Annotated in this window: 10 protein-coding genes; 5 read left to right on the forward strand and 5 right to left on the reverse strand. The window is 72.3% G+C overall.

Translation table 11 applies throughout. The annotated features are described in order from the left end of the window. Positions 1–17: 17 nt before the first annotated feature. The 5 genes from BDZ31_RS25835 to BDZ31_RS05345 form a co-directional block, all read right to left on the reverse strand. Positions 18–2,288 (reverse strand): tetratricopeptide repeat protein, encoded by a 2,271-nt coding sequence (locus BDZ31_RS25835; protein ID WP_183339706.1) that lies wholly within the window; start codon positions 2,286–2,288, stop codon positions 18–20. Further along, positions 2,263–2,907: a hypothetical protein gene (locus BDZ31_RS05330; protein WP_183339707.1), complete on the reverse strand. Its 645-nt coding sequence runs from the start codon at positions 2,905–2,907 to the stop codon at positions 2,263–2,265. The genes BDZ31_RS25835 and BDZ31_RS05330 overlap by 26 nt, the downstream gene beginning before the upstream one ends. A gap of 421 nt (positions 2,908–3,328) precedes the next feature. Beyond that, positions 3,329–4,258 carry a hypothetical protein gene (locus BDZ31_RS05335; RefSeq protein ID WP_183339708.1) on the reverse strand — a complete coding sequence of 310 codons (930 nt, stop codon included), beginning with the start codon at positions 4,256–4,258 and terminating at the stop codon, positions 3,329–3,331. After that, entirely contained in the window at positions 4,255–5,106 is an 852-nt protein-coding gene (locus BDZ31_RS05340) for a glycosyltransferase family 2 protein (RefSeq protein WP_183339709.1), read from the reverse strand. The genes BDZ31_RS05335 and BDZ31_RS05340 overlap by 4 nt, the downstream gene beginning before the upstream one ends. A gap of 162 nt (positions 5,107–5,268) precedes the next feature. Continuing rightward, positions 5,269–5,718: a hypothetical protein gene (locus BDZ31_RS05345; protein ID WP_183339710.1), complete on the reverse strand. Its 450-nt coding sequence runs from the start codon at positions 5,716–5,718 to the stop codon at positions 5,269–5,271. Positions 5,719–6,147: 429 nt separating this feature from the next. Here BDZ31_RS05345 and BDZ31_RS05350 point away from each other — a divergent pair, with 429 nt between their 5' ends. From BDZ31_RS05350 to BDZ31_RS05370, 5 genes are all read left to right on the forward strand, one after another. Then, complete coding sequence (locus BDZ31_RS05350) at positions 6,148–8,514, forward strand: hypothetical protein (RefSeq protein ID WP_183339711.1); 2,367 nt, start codon at positions 6,148–6,150, stop codon at positions 8,512–8,514. A gap of 77 nt (positions 8,515–8,591) precedes the next feature. Beyond that, the gene (locus BDZ31_RS05355) at positions 8,592–11,396 is read left to right on the forward strand and encodes a hypothetical protein (protein ID WP_183339712.1); all 2,805 of its coding nucleotides are present in this window, start codon (positions 8,592–8,594) and stop codon (positions 11,394–11,396) included. A gap of 485 nt (positions 11,397–11,881) precedes the next feature. Then, entirely contained in the window at positions 11,882–12,379 is a 498-nt protein-coding gene (locus BDZ31_RS05360; RefSeq protein WP_183339713.1) for a hypothetical protein, read from the forward strand. Further along, positions 12,364–14,136, forward strand: a complete 1,773-nt coding sequence (locus BDZ31_RS05365) for a TolB-like translocation protein (RefSeq protein ID WP_183339714.1) — start codon at positions 12,364–12,366, stop codon at positions 14,134–14,136. The genes BDZ31_RS05360 and BDZ31_RS05365 overlap by 16 nt, the downstream gene beginning before the upstream one ends. A 41-nt stretch (positions 14,137–14,177) precedes the next feature. Beyond that, positions 14,178–16,964, forward strand: coding sequence for a hypothetical protein (locus BDZ31_RS05370; protein ID WP_183339715.1), 2,787 nt, complete (start codon positions 14,178–14,180; stop codon positions 16,962–16,964). The last annotated feature ends 116 nt before the right edge of the window (positions 16,965–17,080 follow it).

The following is a 17,080-nucleotide window of genomic DNA, read 5'->3' on the forward strand; positions in this document are numbered from 1 at the left end:
GGCGCGAGCGCGCCGCGTCAGGGCGCATCCGGCGGGGGCGTGGCACCCGCCGGCGGAGCGGTGGGGTCGGCTGGCGGCGCGGTCGGGTCGGCCGGCGGCGCCGCGCTGACGCCGGCCTGCGTCTGCGCCTCGTGGAGCCGCAGCTGGGTCGCGGGCGATCTCGGATCGAGGAAGACGGCCGCGTTGAGCGCGGCGACCGCTCTCTCGGCGTCGCCCTGCTCCAGCAGCAGCTGACCGAGCGTGAGCCACGCGTCGCGGTTGGCCGGCTGCAGCTCGACGGCGTGCTGCGCGATCGCGCGCGCCTCGGCCGGTCTCCCGTCGGTCTGCTCGATCTCGGCCAGCTTCAGCCGCGCCGTGACCGACAGGGGATTGAGGTCGATCGAGCGGCGCGCGTCGGCGCGCGCCTGCGCCGGTCTGCCGGCGTCGAGCGCGTCGACCGCGTCGAAGTAGGCCTGCTGCGCGCGCAGCGGCTGCCAGGTCGTCCACGCGGCGACCAGCCCGGCCGCGACGACGGTCGCGGCGAGCGCCGCCCGCGGCGCGGCGGCCGGCAGGCGCGGCGCGCGCAGACGCGGGAGCGGCTCGCTCAGCGGACCGCGGCCGGCGACCCAGCCGGCGCAGAGGAGGCCGACGAGCGCCGTCCCGTGGATGAACCAGGTCCAGTCGATCGCGGAGTGCAGGCCGAAGGCGACGGCGCTCAGCGCGATCGCGACCAGCCCTATCCGCTCGGCGCTCCAGGGCTGCGGGGCGCGGCGGGCAAGCGGCACCTTGACGCTGCGGGCGCGGAGCGCGGCGACCGTCCACGCGCCGATCCGCCAGGGCGGCTTCAGGCCCGTCGCACGCGCGGCCGCTCCCAGCCACGCGATCAGCAGCAGCAGGTTGACGCCGAGCCCGAGCAGCCCGAGGTCGGCGAGCGTCTGCGGGATGTAGCCGTGCGCATGGTCGGCGCGGAACTGATCCTTCTGCAGCGGTCTGCGGGCGGTGCCGAAGGTGTCTGCGCCGACGCCCTTGAGCCGGTCCCACTTCCACACCTGGAGCGCGTCGTCCCAGTAGCGGGCGCGCATGCTGCCGGCCGAGCCGAAGCGGCTCGGGTCGTTGCCCGGCTGGGTCGCGTTCGGGTCGGTCAGCTGGTGCCAGGTGTGCGAGATCGACCCGGTCAGGCCGCGGTCGGAGGTGGCGAGCTTCGCGACGCCGACGAGCGGGACGAGCGCGACGAGCACGAGCAGGACGGCGCCGATCCCCTGGCGCCGCTCCCGCGACAGCTGCGCGCGCGAGGTCGCGAAGGCGAGCGCGAGCCCGGCCGCGAGCGCGACGATCGCGACCGCGATCAGCAGCAGGCCGAGGTCGTGGCCGGCGTCGACGCGCAGGTCGAGCGGCAGGTCGTTCTCGGTCAGCGACTGGTTGTCGAAGGCCCACGGGGCGATGATCGCCGCGCCGGCCGCGGCCGCGATCGCGACCGCCGCGCTGCGCAGCCGCAGCGGGACGATCGCGAACCACAGCAGCGCGACGGCGACGCCGACCGCCAGCGCGCCGCGCCCGAACGAGAGCAGCATCGCGCACAGCAGCACCGTCAGCGCCGGGACCGCGAGCGCCCGCAGCGCGGCGTGGCCGTCGCGGCGGGCGCCGAGCCAGAGACAGCCCGGTATCCCGAGCACGGCCATCAGGCCGACGGCGTTCCAGTAGTCGAACGGCGCGCGCAGCCGGCCGATGTTGGCCGACGCGAGGCTGGGGAAGACCTTCGTCAGCAGGCCGTAACCGCAGACGACGACGGTCGCGAGCACGACCGCGCCGATCACCGCCGACCAGCGGCCCGGCGCGATCCGCACGAGCGCCATCGCGCCGGCGAACGCGGCGAGGTAGGAGAGCGTCTGGTCGGCGGCGATCCAGCTGTCGGAGGGTTGGATCGACCAGCTGATCGAGATCGCCGTCAGCGCCGTCAGCGCGACGAACAGCAGCAGCGTCACGCCGCCCCACAGGCGGCGGCCCGGCGGCGACAGCAGCGCGGCGAGTCCGGCGGCGACGGCGCCGAGGACGGTCAGCGCCATCTGCGGCGCGGTCGCCTTGGCCAGCGCTCCGCCACCGGCGGTGAAGCAGACGGCGACGATCAGGGCGGCCAGCAGGACCGTCGCGATCGGATCGGGATGGGCGGCGAGCAGGCCGCGCAGGCGGGCGAGCGCGGACGGGCGCGCGGGCGAGCGCCCGCCGGGGCCGCCGGGCGCCTCCGCGCCGGGGCCGTTCGCGGCCGGCGGCGTCGGCGTCGGCTCGTCAGGCGCGTCTGCGAGCGAGGACACGTCGCCCGATGGTGGTTGCCGCGACGGCGAGGGCGCCGGCGCCGAGCAGCGCGAGGAAGACGATCAGCGGCGTCGGCAGCGCATTGCCCTCGGAGGTCAGCGCGGCCGGGATGCTGGGGGTGACCGAGGTGTCGGCGAGCTGCACCGGCGCGGCGCTGCCGGCCTGGTGCGCCGTCGGGGGCTGGGGGGCGGCGGACGCCTGGCCGTCGCCGCCGGTCGCGGCGCCGTCGCTCCCGGCGGCGGACGCGCCGCCGGTGCCGCCGCTCCCGCCGGTGCCGGCGTCGAAGCCGCCGCCTCCGCCGGTGGCGCCGCCGCCACCGTTCGTGTCGCCGCCGCCGCCACCGCCGCCGCCGCCCTGGTTCGCGTCGCCGCCGCCCGTGCCTCTTCTCAGCTGGCGCAGCTGTTCGCTGATCGCGTCGGCGCAGTTGGAGTAGTCGGCGGTGTCGCCGTCGAGCTCCTTCAGCGCGTTGGTCAGCTGTCTCTTCGTGTAGGTGCCCTTGAGCAGGCCGGTGTCGGAGCCGCTGCAGTCGTCGAGCACGCGGTTGGCGGAGGCCGGCGCGGCGACGACCGCGACGGCGGCGAGCGCCAGGAGGACGATGAGGGAGATCGGCTTGCTCATGGGAGGTGCCTCACAGGGAACGGGGGCCGCGCGGGCCCCCGAATGTCGTCAACGCTACCAAGGGGTCGTGTCCGAGACCGGCCCTGTCGCGCCCGTTCTCGATCACGAACGGGCCGGTCGCGGCGAAGTTGCGCTGTTTGGAGACCCGCGACCCGGCGCTGGCGCGCGCTCGCCCTCGGCGCCGGGGAGGAGCACCCGCCGGGTGGCCGGCGCTCCTCCCCGAATGCGCCGAAGGGGCGCCGCGCTGGCGACGGAAGCCCGGGACCGGGGGCGGCCTCCGTCGACCAGGACCAGCGCGGCGTGAGGCGCCTCCCAGCCCGAGGCGCGCCGGGCCGGGAGGACACCTTGCCCGGCTGGTACCCCGGCGGTCGGCGGAGAAAACACCGCGGGAGCGACGGCGCGCCGCGACCGGTCCGCGCGCCTACCAGCGGCGGTGGGCGACGAGCGTGCGCTGCGCCTCCGCGGCGGTCACGTGCGGCCGCGCGGCGAGGAAGGCGCGCGCCTCGGCGGTCGCGTCGGCGTGGCGGTAGTCGTCGGCGATCGGACGCAGCGCGTGGCGGATCGGGGTCGCGTCGACGACGCCGATCGGCCATCCGCGCTCGCGCGCCAGCGCGGCCCAGTGGGCGTCGAGGCCCCAGCCGGCCCGCAACGGCGGGAACGGCAGCAGCGTCTCGAAGGCGTCGGCGTGGAAGGCGCTGAGCGGGCCGATCTCGACGAAGCCGGTCTCGCGCACGACGGTCGTCGCTCTGCGGCGGGTGACGCGCCATGCGGCATGCGAGCGGCGGCGGTGGGCCGGCTGGGCGAGCCGCAGGCCGAACCGCTCGGCGAGGAAGAGGAAGCGGTCGAGGAAGCCGCGCGGCAGCTCGACGTCGTCGTCGATCGCAAGCAGCCAGTCGAAGCCGCCGGCGCCGCCGTGGGCGGCGATCAGCGCGTTGAGGTTCTCGAACTTCCCGCGACCGCCGACGTCGCAGGTCGCGACCTCGACATCGTGGCGCGAGCGCAGCAGCTCGGCGCGCGCTCGCGCCATCAGGTTGGGGCGGTCGGAGCGCTCGACGCCGACGACCAGCACCCGCCGGCGCGGCGGCGCGGCGGCGGCCGCGCGGGCGAGCCGCGGCCCCTCCAGCCGCGCGAGCGCGGCGGCGTCGAGCGCCAGGTCGGCGGCGAGCGCCTTCGCGGTCAGCCGCGGGCCGACGACGATCCCGGTCTCGCCGGAGGCGAACGGCGGCTCATGCGGCGCGTCGGGCTCGCGCTGCCCGTCGGGCTGACGCGGCCCGTCCGGCTGGCGCGGCGCGTGGGGCTGGCGCGCCTCCTGCGGCTCGCGCCCGTGCGCGCCGCCGTCGGTTCCGTTCATCGCTGCTCCCCGCGTTCGACGGTCGCCCGCAGACGCCCGGCGCTGTGGGCGGCCATCACGATGCCGTTCAGGCAGCGGCGGCGGACGACGTGCCAGCAGCAGCCGGCGAAGGTGCGCAGCTCGCGCGCGAGCGACGGCGCGACGCCCTTGCGCACGTCGTTGCGGCGGCCGGCGCGACCGCGGTGGTGGGCGGCGCGCGCCAGCTTGCGCAGCGTCGCGTCGGCGGCGGTGCGGCGGTGGTCGAGCGCGGCGGCGGCGACGTAGCGGATGCGCCCGCCGGCGGCGCGGTGGCGCTCCTCCCACTCCTCCTCGTCGCCGCCGTTGTGGATCGTCTCGTCGAAGCGGCCGACCGTCTCGAACGCCGACCTGCGGATCGCGAGGTTGGCGCCCCACGCCAGCGGCACGTCGCGGTCGGCCGGTCCGGCGTCGAAGGCCGTGACCGGCGGCTCGTCGCGGCCGCAGGCGCGCGGCCCGCCGCCCTCCAGCCGCGCCCGGATCGGGCCGGTGAAGACGTCGCGCTCCGGGGTCGCGGCGACGGCGGCGAGCAGCGCCGACAGCCAGCCGTGCGGCGCCTCGACGTCGTCGTCGACGTAGACGACGAGGTCGCCGCGGGCAGCGTCGAAGCCGGCGTTGCGCGCCGCGTTGAGGCCGCGCGGCCGCTCGAAGGCGACGAGCTGCGCGCCGTGGCGCTCGGCGACGGCGGCGCTTGCCGGGTCGGGTCCGTCGAGCACGACGACCAGCTCGGCGCCGGCCGCCGCCGCCTGCGGCGCCAGCGAGGCCAGCGCGACGTCGAGGTAGTCGGCCCGGTCGCGGGTCGGGACGACGATCGTGGCAAGGGGGCTTGGCATCGGCAGCGGGAACGGTAGCGGGGCGGTGAGCGGGCGCCCGCTGCCGGTCCGGTGCGGCCCGGCGCGGTCAGCTCGGGCCGGCGCAGGTCGGTTCGCAGTGCGCCGGTCGTCGGTCGCGGCGCGCCTGGTCGTGGCGCTGCCGGCGCCGTCGCCCCGGCCCGGTCACCGCGCGTTCGGATCGACCAGCTGGCCGAGGCCGGAGTCCATCAGCTCGTCGAGCAGCTGCGGCAGCTGCGCCGCCTCGCCGCGAGCGAGGCGCGTGTAGACGGCGCTGCAGATGCCGCCGGCGATCGCTTCGGAGACGAGCGCCGGCGCGGCGTCGCCGCGCGCCTCCGCGCGCAGATGGTCGATCATGCGTGCGAACTCGCGCACGGCCGCGTCCCGGCGCTCGCGCACCCGCGGACCGGCCGTCAGCGACTCGACGATGCACTTCCGCGCGAGCGTCGGCTCCTCGGCGCACCAGCGGAGGAAGGCGCCGAGGCCGCGCCTCGCCCGCTCCAGCCGATCGGACGGCGCCGGGGTGTTGTGGCAGGCGGCGCGCACCGCGACGCGCACGCGCTCGACCGCGGCGTCGAACGCCTGCAGGAAGCGGTCCTCCCCGTGCTCGGACAACTCATAAAACGCATGTCGCGGCATGCCTGCCACCCTCCGGCACGTCAGTGTTCGCGGTGTTGCTGCAGCCCTGCTCTCCGACCGCGATGGCTGTCTCGCGACACGGTCGCAACTCCCGCAGTACATCGCGAGAATCCATCTCGCGCGAGGTGGTGCGCATCGACGCTGACATCATCCGGTGTCATATGCATGGGGTGAGGCTAGGGCACCTCCTCTCGCTTGACAACCAAAAACTCACCGTTCTATGGTGGCGTATTGGGGAATGAACGGCAACGTTCGGCCCCGGAGAGCCCGGAGAGGAAGAGCATGAGGTCTCGGCCGCTCGCGGCCGGCGCGGCCGTTCGTGGGATCCCGCGTCCTCGCCTCCTCCTGCTCCGAGCGCGGGCAGCGCTGCGCCGCGAGGTCGTGTCCCATCTGAAGGAGTGGTCTGTGAGGAAGAGAACGTCAGGTGTCGCGCGCGGCCGTGGTCGCGCGCGCCGCGTCATCCCCCGCGTCGCGGGCGCGACCGCCGTCGCCGCGGTCGCGCTCGGCCTGTCGCCGGCCGCCGGCCTCGCCGCCGGCGAAGCGTGCTCCAACGCACTCGTGCGCGAGCAGCAGAACTCCAACCGCCTGCCCGACTGCCGAGCCTACGAGAAGGTCTCGCCGCGCGACGACAACGGCGGCTTCGCCGGCGTCATGACGACGTTCCAGCCGCTGTTCAGCGCCGTCGGCGCCGACGGCAACGGGATGATGTTCGGCGCCTCCGGCGGGATCGGCCCGTCGCTGCGCGGCATCAACAACACGACCCATGCCGCGGTGCGCGAGGAGAACGGCTGGAGAGTCGGCCAGCTCCTGACGACGACCGATCCGAACTTCGCCGTCGAGCTCAACTACTCGACGGTCGCCCCCTTCCCGTCCGAGGACATGTCCCAGATCCTCTGGAAGGCGCCGCGCTCGATGGGGCCGCCGAACCCGACCAACGGCACGAACGGGATCTACCGCAGCGCGAGATTCGGGGCGGGACCGCCGACGTGGATCAGCCAGCCGACGATCCCGCTCGTCGGGAACGGGCCGGACCTGAGCAGCGGCTCGCACGCGATCGGCGCGAGCGCAGACCTCTCGACGGCCTTCTTCAACTCGACCGGGGTGCTGACCTCGGTGTACGGGGATCCGGATCGAACCGCCATCGGGCTGTACCGCAACAGCGACGGCGTGCTCACCCCGGCCGGCCGCCTCCCGTCCGGGCTCGTCCACCCGAGAGGAACCTGGGCCGCCGGCTACACGCCGGGGTACGGCGCGCCGATGGTCGGCAGCTACCGCAACCAGGTCTCCCGCGACGGCTCGCGGCTGTTCTTCGTCTCGCCCGCCCAAGAGACGGAGATCAAGCAGCTGTACGTCCAGCAGGGCGACAACCCCGGGAAGCTGATCTCCAAGGACAGAAGCGGCGCGCCGGCGGCCGACGGCGTCAGCGTCCTGAACGCGGGCTCGAACGTCAACACCCAGCAGAGAGGGTATGCGTTCGCGACGCGCGACGGCGCTCGCGTGCTCTTCCGCAGCTCGTCGGCGCTGACCGACGACGCGCCCGCGGCCGGCGTCAAGACCTATCGCGCCGAGGTCGGGAGCGGTGCGCTCACCTACCTGCCGAACGCCGACGGCTACCCGCTCGCGATCAACGACGATGCCTCGCGCATCCTCTTCCTGGCCGCCGGCAGCGGATCGACCGTCGACATCAAGTACTGGGTCGAGGGGCCCGGTGGCGGCACCGTCCACACGCTCGCGACGTCGCTTGCTGGAGGTACGTCCACTGTCCACGCTGGCATCCCCCGACTCACGCCCGACGGCACGACCGTGGCGTTCGAGAGCGAGGTCGCGCTCGATCCCGAGGTCGCCGCGGTCAGCGCGACCGGCACGCAGGTCTACCGCTGGTCGATCGGCGACGCCCATCCCACCTGCGTCTCATGCCGACGTGACGGCGAGCCGGCCGCGGCGATCGGCGCCCGCCTGCAGAACACCGCTTCCAAGCCGACCGACACGGCCGTCAGCCCGGGTGGAGCGAGTCCGACGGCGCCGCAGGCCAGCTACGTCGTCCCGCCGGCGATCTCCGACGACGGCAGCCGCATCGCCTTCGACACGAGAGAGCCGCTCGATCCGGCCCGCGACACCAACGGACAGCGCGACGTCTACCTGTGGGAGAACGGGACGCTGCACCTGCTGACCAGCGGCAAGAACACGGCGCCGTCCTACATCATCGGGACCAGCCTCTCGGGTGACGACGTCTTCTTCTCGACGATGGACGCGCTGGTCGCCTCGGACCGCAACGGCTCCTATGACGTCTACGACGCGCGCGTGGAGGGCGGCTTCGCCGAGCCCGCGACGTCGACGTCGTGCACCGGCGACGACTGCCAGGGTCAGGACGGGGCGGTCGGCGATCCGGCGTCGCTCGGGTCGGTCACCTTCTCCGGGCGCGGCAACGTCGTGCCCGAGCCTGAGCGGCGCGCGCCGGCGAAGGTCCGTGCGTCGATCGTCAAGAAGTCGGTGAAGGCCAACGGCTTCACGATCGCGGTCAAGGTCTCCGGCAAGGGCCGCATCGCGGTCTCCGGCGCGAACGTCAAGAAGAAGAGCCGCGGCGTCGCCCGCGCCGGGACCTACCGGGTCGCGGTCGTGCTGGCGCCGAAGGCGAGAAGAGCGCTCAAGGCGAAGCGCAAGCTGAAGGTCGCGGCGAAGGTGCGCTTCGTCCCCGCGCAGGGGTCGGCCTCCTCGGCGACCGTCCGCGTGACGGTGAAGCGCAAGGCGGCGAAGCGAGGCGGAGCCCGATGACCGCGAGGGAGACAGCGAACACGGAGAGGATCTCGATGGTGAACCGATCGCAGGCGGCCGGGAGGGGCTGGCGCCGAATGCTTGCCCTGATCGCGCTCGCGACGCTCGCCCTGCTCGGGCTGACCTCATCGGCCTCCGCCGCGGGGATGGAGATCGAGCCGGGCACCGCGAGAGTGACGACGTCGACCTCGCAGGCCGGCGCCCACCCGGACGTCGTCGTCGAGTTCAGAATCGCGCCCGACGACACCGGCGAGCGTCCGGTCGGCAGCGCGCACACGACGGTCGTCGAGCTTCCGCCCGGACTGATCGGCAACCCGACGAACTTCGCGAGCTGCAGCATGCAGGACGTCGTGCGGATGATGAACGCGACCGGACCGAACCAGGACGCCTGCCCGCGCGAGGCTGCGGTCGGCTTCGCCGATCTCGACGTGCGCTTCCCGCTCGCGCCGGCCGCCGGTCTGAAGACGTGGCGCCAGCGGATCTTCCGCATCACGACCAACCCCGACGAGCCGGCCGTCTTCGGCACCTCGATCCTGAGCCTGCCGATCCGGATGATCGCGTCGGTCCGCTCCGACGGCGACTACGGCCTGACGATCACCGCACCGAGACTCCACGAGAGTGCGATGTTGCGGCATTTCAGAGGCACGTTCTGGGGTGTGCCGGCCGACCATCAGGGCGGCGGGGCCGACGCCACGATGGGCGACGGAAGCTCGATACTCCCGCCCTCGCGCGACGGCTGGAGATTCGGCGGGAGACTGCCGGGAGCCCAGCGCAAGCCGTTCATGACCAACCCCGGCTACTGCCCCGGCACGCCGCTCGGCGCAGGCATCTCCGCGTCGGCGTGGGCCGAGCCGGCGGCCTTCTCGCCGGTCGCGATCGCGCCGATCGGCCCGATCACCGGCTGCGAGAAGCTCGAGTTCGAGCCGCAGATCGCCGTCGCGCCGGAGAACGGCGACGCCGGTCAGCCGTCGGGCTACCGCGTCGACCTGACGGTGCCGCAGACCAACGAGGCGGACGTCCTCGCGACGCCGAACCTGAAGGACGCGGTCGTCAGGCTGCCGCAGGGCGTCGCGCTGTCGGCGCCGGTCGCCAACGGGCTGCAGTCGTGCACCGACGCGCAGCTCGCGATCGACTCCAAGCAGCCCGAGACCTGCCCTGACGCGAGCAAGATCGGCACGGTCGAGATCGACTCGCCGCTGCTCGACGAGCACATGCAGGGCTCGATCTACACCGGCGAGCAGCTCTCCGGCGATCCCGAGTCGGGCGCGATGTACCGGCTCTTCCTGACCGCCTACGAGGCCGGCGTCCGGATCAAGCTCCGTGGCGCGATCTCGGTCGATCGGTCGACCGGCCAGATCACCGCGACGTTCGACGACAACCCGCAGCTGCCGTTCGCGCGGCTGACGCTGCGGCTGAAGTCCGGCGACCGCGCCGTGCTCGTCAACCCGCAGGCCTGCGGCACGCACACGACCGACGCGACGCTCACGTCGTGGGGCGGCCAGAGCAAGTCGCCGTTCGCCCAGTTCGGCCTCGACCGCAACTGCGCGGGCGGCGGGTTCGCGCCGTCGTTCACGGCCGGCGCCGACAACGCCGGCGCCGGCGAGAGCCCGAGCTTCCACCTGCGCGTCACGCGCGGCGACGGCGAGCAGGGGCTCTCGACGATCGAGACGACGCTTCCGGCCGGCCTGCTGGCCCACATCGGCGACATCCCGCTCTGCGGCGACGCCGAAGCCGCCGCCGGCACCTGCTCGGCGGCGTCGAAGATCGGCTCGACCACAGTCGGGGTCGGCACGGGGCGCAAGCCGCTCTACCTGCCGCAGAGCGGCAAGGCGCCGACCGCCGTCTACCTCGGCGGCCCGTACAAGGGCGCGCCGTACAGCCTGGTGATCGTCGTGCCCGCGCAGGCCGGTCCGTTCGACCTCGGGACGGTCGTGGTGCGCGCGGCGCTGTTCATCGACCAGGCGACCACGCAGGTGACGGTGAAGGCCGATCCGCTCCCGGCGATCGTCGGCGGCGTCCCGCTGAACTACCGCGACGTCCGGGTCGCGATCGACAAGCCCGCGTTCATGGTCAACCCGACCTCGTGCGACGTGAAGTCGGTGACCGGCTCGCTGGGCTCGACCGGCGGGAGCGCCGTCGCGGCCTCGAGCCGCTTCCAGGTCGGCGACTGCGGCACGCTGCCGTTCAAGCCGAAGTTGACGTTGAGAGTCGGCGAGAGGGGCAAGACGGGCAATAGACGGATGCCGCCGTTGGATGTGACGTTGTCGATGTCGAGAGGTCAGGCGAACAATCGTGGTGTGCGGGTGACGTTGCCGCGGGCGTTCAATTCGCGGTTGCGGGTGATCAACGATGCCTGCTCGTTGGAGGAGTTCCATGCGGGCCAGGCGGGGTGCAAGCAGGTCGGGACGGCGGTGGCGAAGACGCCGTTGCTGCAGGAGCCGCTGCTGGGCCGGGCGTTCTTCGTCAAGCATCCGGAGCGGAGACTGCCCGACCTGATGGTGGCGCTGCAGGGCCAGGGCTCGGCGTCGTTGGTGAAGGTGAATCTGACGGGCAAGGTGGTCATTCCGAGAAACCTGAGCCTGCGGACCAACTTCGACACGGTGCCGGACGTGCCGATCGATTCGTTCACGCTGAGCCTGCAGGGCGGCAAGAACGGCGTGATTGGCAATATCGGCAATATCTGCTCGGCGAAGGTCAAGCGCGGGCTGAAGGCCGGTGTCGTCTTCACCGGCCAGAGCGGCAAGCGGGTCTCGCGCCAGCAGAAGATGACGGTCGTCGGCTGCGGGAAGGCGACCGGCAAGAAGAAGGCGGCCGGCAAGAAGAAGGCGGCCGGCAAGAAGAGAGCCGCGAAGAACGCGGCCAAGAAGGTCGCCAAGCGGTAGCGGCTCGGACGGCCGGGATGCGGATCGACTCCGCTTCCCGGCCGCCGTGCAGACTTCCTCCACCACCCAACCGCAGAGCCGCCGCGACCTCGGCTCTGCACGGCAACGAGACCGGGGGCGGCGCCCGAAAGCGCCCGCCCCCGGCGTCGTTCCGCGGGGGCGGACGAGGGCTCGATCAGCCGCCGAGCGAGCTGAGGTGAGAGCCCTGCACCGTCTCGGCGATCGTCTTCCAGACCATAAACGACGGATGGCCGCAGCGGCTGGCCAGCTCACGATGACTGTCGAATGCGTGGCGCCGCTTGCGGTTTGACAACCAAAAACATGACGTATTATGGTTTCGCTCTGCCCGGAGTGAACGGTCGCGTTTTCCCGGGAGGTCTTGGAGAGAACGAGCGATCGGGTCCGTCGCCGACGGACCCGCGATCGGCAGGACAGGCACGCGCGCGCGTGCCTGCCGAGCGTCGTGAGAGGAAGAGGGAGGACCGATGAGTCGAAGCACGAGCGCCAGCTCGGCTTTCGAGGCAGGCCTGCACAGCGGTGATTCCGCGCGGGTCCTCAGAGCGGGCGCGGAGCGCCGGGGAGGGTCGCGGGCGAAGGCGCTCGCGTTCGCCTGCCTCGGTGCGATCGCCCTGGCCGCCGGCGGCGCCGGCGGCGCCCACGCCGGCGCGCTGCCGGACAACCGCGGCTGGGAGATCGTCACGCCGCCGGAACAGAACATGGACGCGTGGGGCCGCTTCTGGGCCAGCCCGGACGGCAACATCACGGCGTTCCAGTCGTTTGGTGCCTTCTCCGGCGCGTTGAACGGCTCCTCCAACGGATATCTCACGACCCGTGGGAGCGACGGCTGGACGACGCAGGCGCACACACCGCCCGGCGGCTCGGGACGGCTCTTCACCCTCAACGACATAGCCGACGACGGCGGGCGCACGACCTGGGAAGGGCAGACGCTCTCCGCGGGCCCCCCAAGATGGACATCTTGCTGAAGGACCCGGGGCAGCCGGCGGTCAACGTGTCGGCAGCCGTCCAGGGCGCCGACACGAACGCGCTCTACATGGGGCGCTCGGCCGATCTCGGCCACCTGCTCTTCGGCATCAGCCCGCCCGTCAGAGCTGGCACCGTGCCCGATCCGATTCAGCTGTACGACCACACCGGCGGCGTGACCAAGCCGGTCGGGATCCTTCCCGGCGAGACGACCCCCGCTCCCGGCGGCTCGGTGCTTGGCTCCTACGACTACCAACACGACCAGGGATCGGTTCGCAACGCCGTCTCGGCCGACGGCTCGAAGATCTTCTTCGAGAGCCCGGCGCCACCGCGGGACGCCTACGTCCACTACCCCTACTGGCCGACCGGCCTGTACGTGCGCGAGAACGGGACGACCTCGACGCTGATCGATCCGTGGGCGACCTTCTGGGGGGCGGCGGTCGACGGGTCGACGGTCGTCTACACGACCTCCGACAGAGGCACCGGTGACCGCGGGCTGTCGACCTTCGACGTCGCGACGAAGACGGCGAAGGAGATCGTGCCGACGAGCGCGCAGGTGCAGGGAGTCGGCGGCATCTCCGACGACGCCTCGCGGATCTACTTCGTCGCACTCGCCAGATTGGCCGACGGCGCCACCGCCGGTGAGTCCAACGTCTACCTCTACGACGGCAGCAGCAGACTGCGCTTCGTTGCGACGGTGAACACGAGTACCAACGCGAGCGGCAACCCGGGCGAGGCGGCCGGGTGGGGCAGCGAGGGCATCTTCGAAGTCGGCCCGATCTCGGACATCAGCGCCGACGGCCGCACCTTCCTGTTCGCCTCGAGAAGGCAGCTCACCGGCTACGACAACAGAGACAGATTCGCGCTCTACGTCTTCGACGCCGACAGACCGACGGCTCCGCTCGTCTGCGTGTCGTGTCGCCCCGACGGCCTGCCGCCGGTCGCCAACGCGATCATGCGCGACAATCCGCATAGCAACGCCCAAGGGCCGACGGCTCCGATGACCAACGTCACGGACGACGGTCGGCGGATCTTCTTCCAGACGCAGGACCCGCTCGACCCCCGTGACGTCAACGAACGGGCGGACGTGTACGTGTGGCAGGACGGAAAGGCCCACTTGATCTCGTCCGGCACGGGCGAGGAGTCGCATTTCCTCCACGCGACCCCGAGCGGCGACGACGTCTTCTTCATCACGGCGAACGTGCTCGTCCCGCAGAACGTCACCGGCGGCCTGCGCGTGATCTACAACGCGCGCGTCAACGGCGGATTCGCACCGCCGGTCAGATTGACGCCATGCGAGCAGGATGGGACCTGTCAGGGGCCGCCGACCGCACCGCCGACCCACGACGAGCCGGGCAGCATCGGCTTCACCGGTCCGGGCAACGTGGTCGAGCAGCTGCCGCCCGGCGCCAAGAAGCCGCCGACGTTCCGGGTCGGCGCGATCAGCCGCAAGGCGCGCGCTCAGCTCGCCAGAACCGGACGGGTGACGATCGCGGTCCGGGTCGGCGCGGCCGGCAAGGTCTCGGCCGCGATGCGGGCGAAGATCGGCAAGCGCACGCGGACCGTCGCCCAGGCGTCGCGCACCGCCGGCAAGGCCGGCACGGTCCGGCTGACGCTGCGGCTGTCGAAGGCGGCGCGCAACGAGCTGAGCCAGGGCCGCCGGCTGCGGGTGCGCACGGTCGTGCGCTACTCGAAGGTCAGAGGCGCCAAGCAGGCGACGTTCACGCTCGTCGGCGCCAAGCAGAAGCGGGGTCGCTGATGCGACGTCCAACCACCAGGAGAGGCACAGTGACGGGTCCGATGACAAGCACGGGACGGCGGCTCGGCCGCAGGCTGCTCGCGGCCTGGGCGGGTGCGCTGATCGCGCTCGCCGCGCTCGCGCTGGCCGTCGCGCCGGCGCAGGCCGCCGACGAGTTCGGGCTCGTGCCCGGCTCGTTCACCGCGACGCTCTCGACCGATCAGGCCGGCGCCCATCCCGACTCGATCGTCAGCTTCAGACTCAGAGTCAAGGACGACGGCTTCTCGCCGGTCGGCGGGATCAAGGACCTCGTCGTCGACCTGCCGCCGGGGATCGTCGGCAACCCCCAGTCGATGCCGAAGTGCACGCCGGGCGAGCTCGATACGCGCAACGGCGGTCTCTGCCCGCTGGCCACTCAGGTCGGCTCGATCACGCTCGATCTTGTCCGGGCCGACTACACCGGGCCGTACTCGGTCACATGGCCGGTGTACAACATGGTGCCGCGCGGCAACAAGACGGCGGAGTTCGGCTTCTTCGTGCTCGGGACGCCGATCTTCATCACGGTCAGCGTCCGGCCCGGCGACCGCGGCCTGCGCACGGAGATCCCGCGCATCATCAGCCCGATGCCGGTCCGCGGCACGAGATTGACGCTGTGGGGCGACCCCGCAGCGCCCTCGCACAACGCGATGCGCGGGTACCGCTGCATCGACGTCATATGTTTCGGCGGCAACAACCCGGCGCAGCTCTCGGTCAGACCGTTCATGCGCAACCCGACCGAATGCGGCAGACCGGGTGCGGCCACGATCAGAGTCGACTCGTGGGAGAACCCCGGCAGATACGTCACGGCGACCGCTGACCCGATCACGATGGTCGGCTGCGACAAGCTCGCCTTCGACGCCAGATTGGAGGTCGCACCGAACCAGACGGCGCCCGGCGCCCCAGCCGGCTACACCGTGGACCTGACGGTCCCGCAGAGCGACAACCTCAGAGATCTCGGCACGCCCGACCTGAGAAAGGCGGTCGTGCGGCTGCCGGCCGGGGTCGCGATCAACGCGTCTGGCTCCGACGGCCTGCTGGGCTGCACGCCGGCGCAGATCGGCCTCGACGACAACGACGATCCCGGCTGTCCACAGGGCTCCAAGATCGGGACCGTGCAGATCAAGACGCCGTTGCTGGAGGAACCGTTGACGGGCGGGATCTACCTCGCCCAGCCGCATGACAACCAGTTCGGCTCGATGCTCGCGCTCTACCTCGTCGCGCAGGGCTCGGGCGTGACGCTCAAGCTGCCGGGCGAGATCAAGGCCGATCCGTCGACGGGGCAGCTGACCGCGACGTTCGACGACAACCCGCAGCTGCCGTTCACCAACCTCCGGCTGTCGTTCAACGGCGGTCCGCGTGCGCCGCTCGTGAACCCGGCACTCCCGGGCACGTACACGACGGTGTCGGAGCTGACCTCGTGGTCGGGCGAGACGGAGGTCTCCAGCAGCACGTTCGAGATCTCCGGTCCGGCGACGCCCGGGTTCGCCCCGCGGCTGTCGGCCGGCGTGCAGAACCCGGCAGCGGGTGCCTTCTCGCCGTTCTCGCTGACCGTGGCGCGCGCCGACGGCGACAGCGCGCTGAAGTCGATCAAGGGCGTCCGGCTGCCTGAGGGCCTGCTGGCGATGATCTCGTCGGTGCCGCTGTGCGACGCGGCGCTGGCAGCCGCCGGCACCTGCCCGGAGGCATCGCGCGTCGGTCACGTGCAGGTCGCCGCTGGCGCCGGCGCGACGCCGGTGTGGCTCCCGCAGCAGGGCAAGAAGGCGACCGGCGTCTACCTGACCGGCGCGCACAACGGCGCGCCGTACGGCCTGTCGATCGTCGTGCCGGCGCAGGCCGGTCCGTTCGACCTCGGGACCGTCGTGCTGCGGTCGGCGCTGCACGTCGACCAGCGCACCACGGCGATCACCGCGGACACGGACGACCTGCCGACGATCCTCCAGGGGATCCCGCTGAACATCCGCGAGGTGCGGATGATCCTCGACCGGCCGGGCTTCATGTTCAACCCGACCTCGTGCGATGCGACGAGCGTCGACGCGCAGGTGCGGTCGGTGGCGGACGCCGTCGCCAACCTGAGCAACCGCTTCCAGGTCGGTGGCTGCGCGGCGCTGCCGTTCAAGCCGAAGCTGACGTTGAGAGTCGGCGAGAGGGGCAAGACGGGCAATAGACGGATGCCGCCGTTGGATGTGACGTTGTCGATGTCGAGAGGTCAGGCGAACAATCGTGGTGTGCGGGTGACGTTGCCGCGGGCGTTCAATTCGCGGTTGCGGGTGATCAACGATGCCTGCTCGTTGGAGGAGTTCCATGCGGGCCAGGCGGGGTGCAAGCAGGTCGGGACGGCGGTGGCGAAGACGCCGTTGCTGCAGGAGCCGCTGCTGGGCCGGGCGTTCTTCGTCAAGCATCCGGAGCGGAGACTGCCCGACCTGATGGTGGCGCTGCAGGGCCAGGGCTCGGCGTCGTTGGTCAAGGTGAATCTGACGGGCAAGGTGGTCATTCCGAGAAACCTGAGCCTGCGGACCAACTTCGACACGGTGCCGGACGTGCCGATCGATTCGTTCACGCTGAGCCTGCAGGGCGGCAAGAACGGCGTGATCGGCAATATCGGCAATATCTGCTCGGCGAAGGTCAAGCGCGGGCTGAAGGCCGGTGTCGTCTTCACCGGCCAGAGCGGCAAGCGGGTCGCGCGCCAGCAGAAGATGACGGTCGTCGGCTGCGGGAAGGCGACCGGCAAGAAGAAGGCGGCCGGCAAGAAGAAGTCGGCCGGCAAGAAGAGAGCCGCGAAGAACGCGGCCAAGAAGGTCGCCAAGCGGTAGCGGCTCGGACGGCCGGGATGCGGATCCGCTCCGCCTCCCGGCCGCCGCGCAGACTTCCTCCACCACCCAACCGCAGAGCCGCCGCGACCTCGGCTCTGCACGGCAACGAGACCGGG

This window comes from Conexibacter arvalis (genome assembly GCF_014199525.1).
Lineage (GTDB): Bacteria > Actinomycetota > Thermoleophilia > Solirubrobacterales > Solirubrobacteraceae > Conexibacter > Conexibacter arvalis.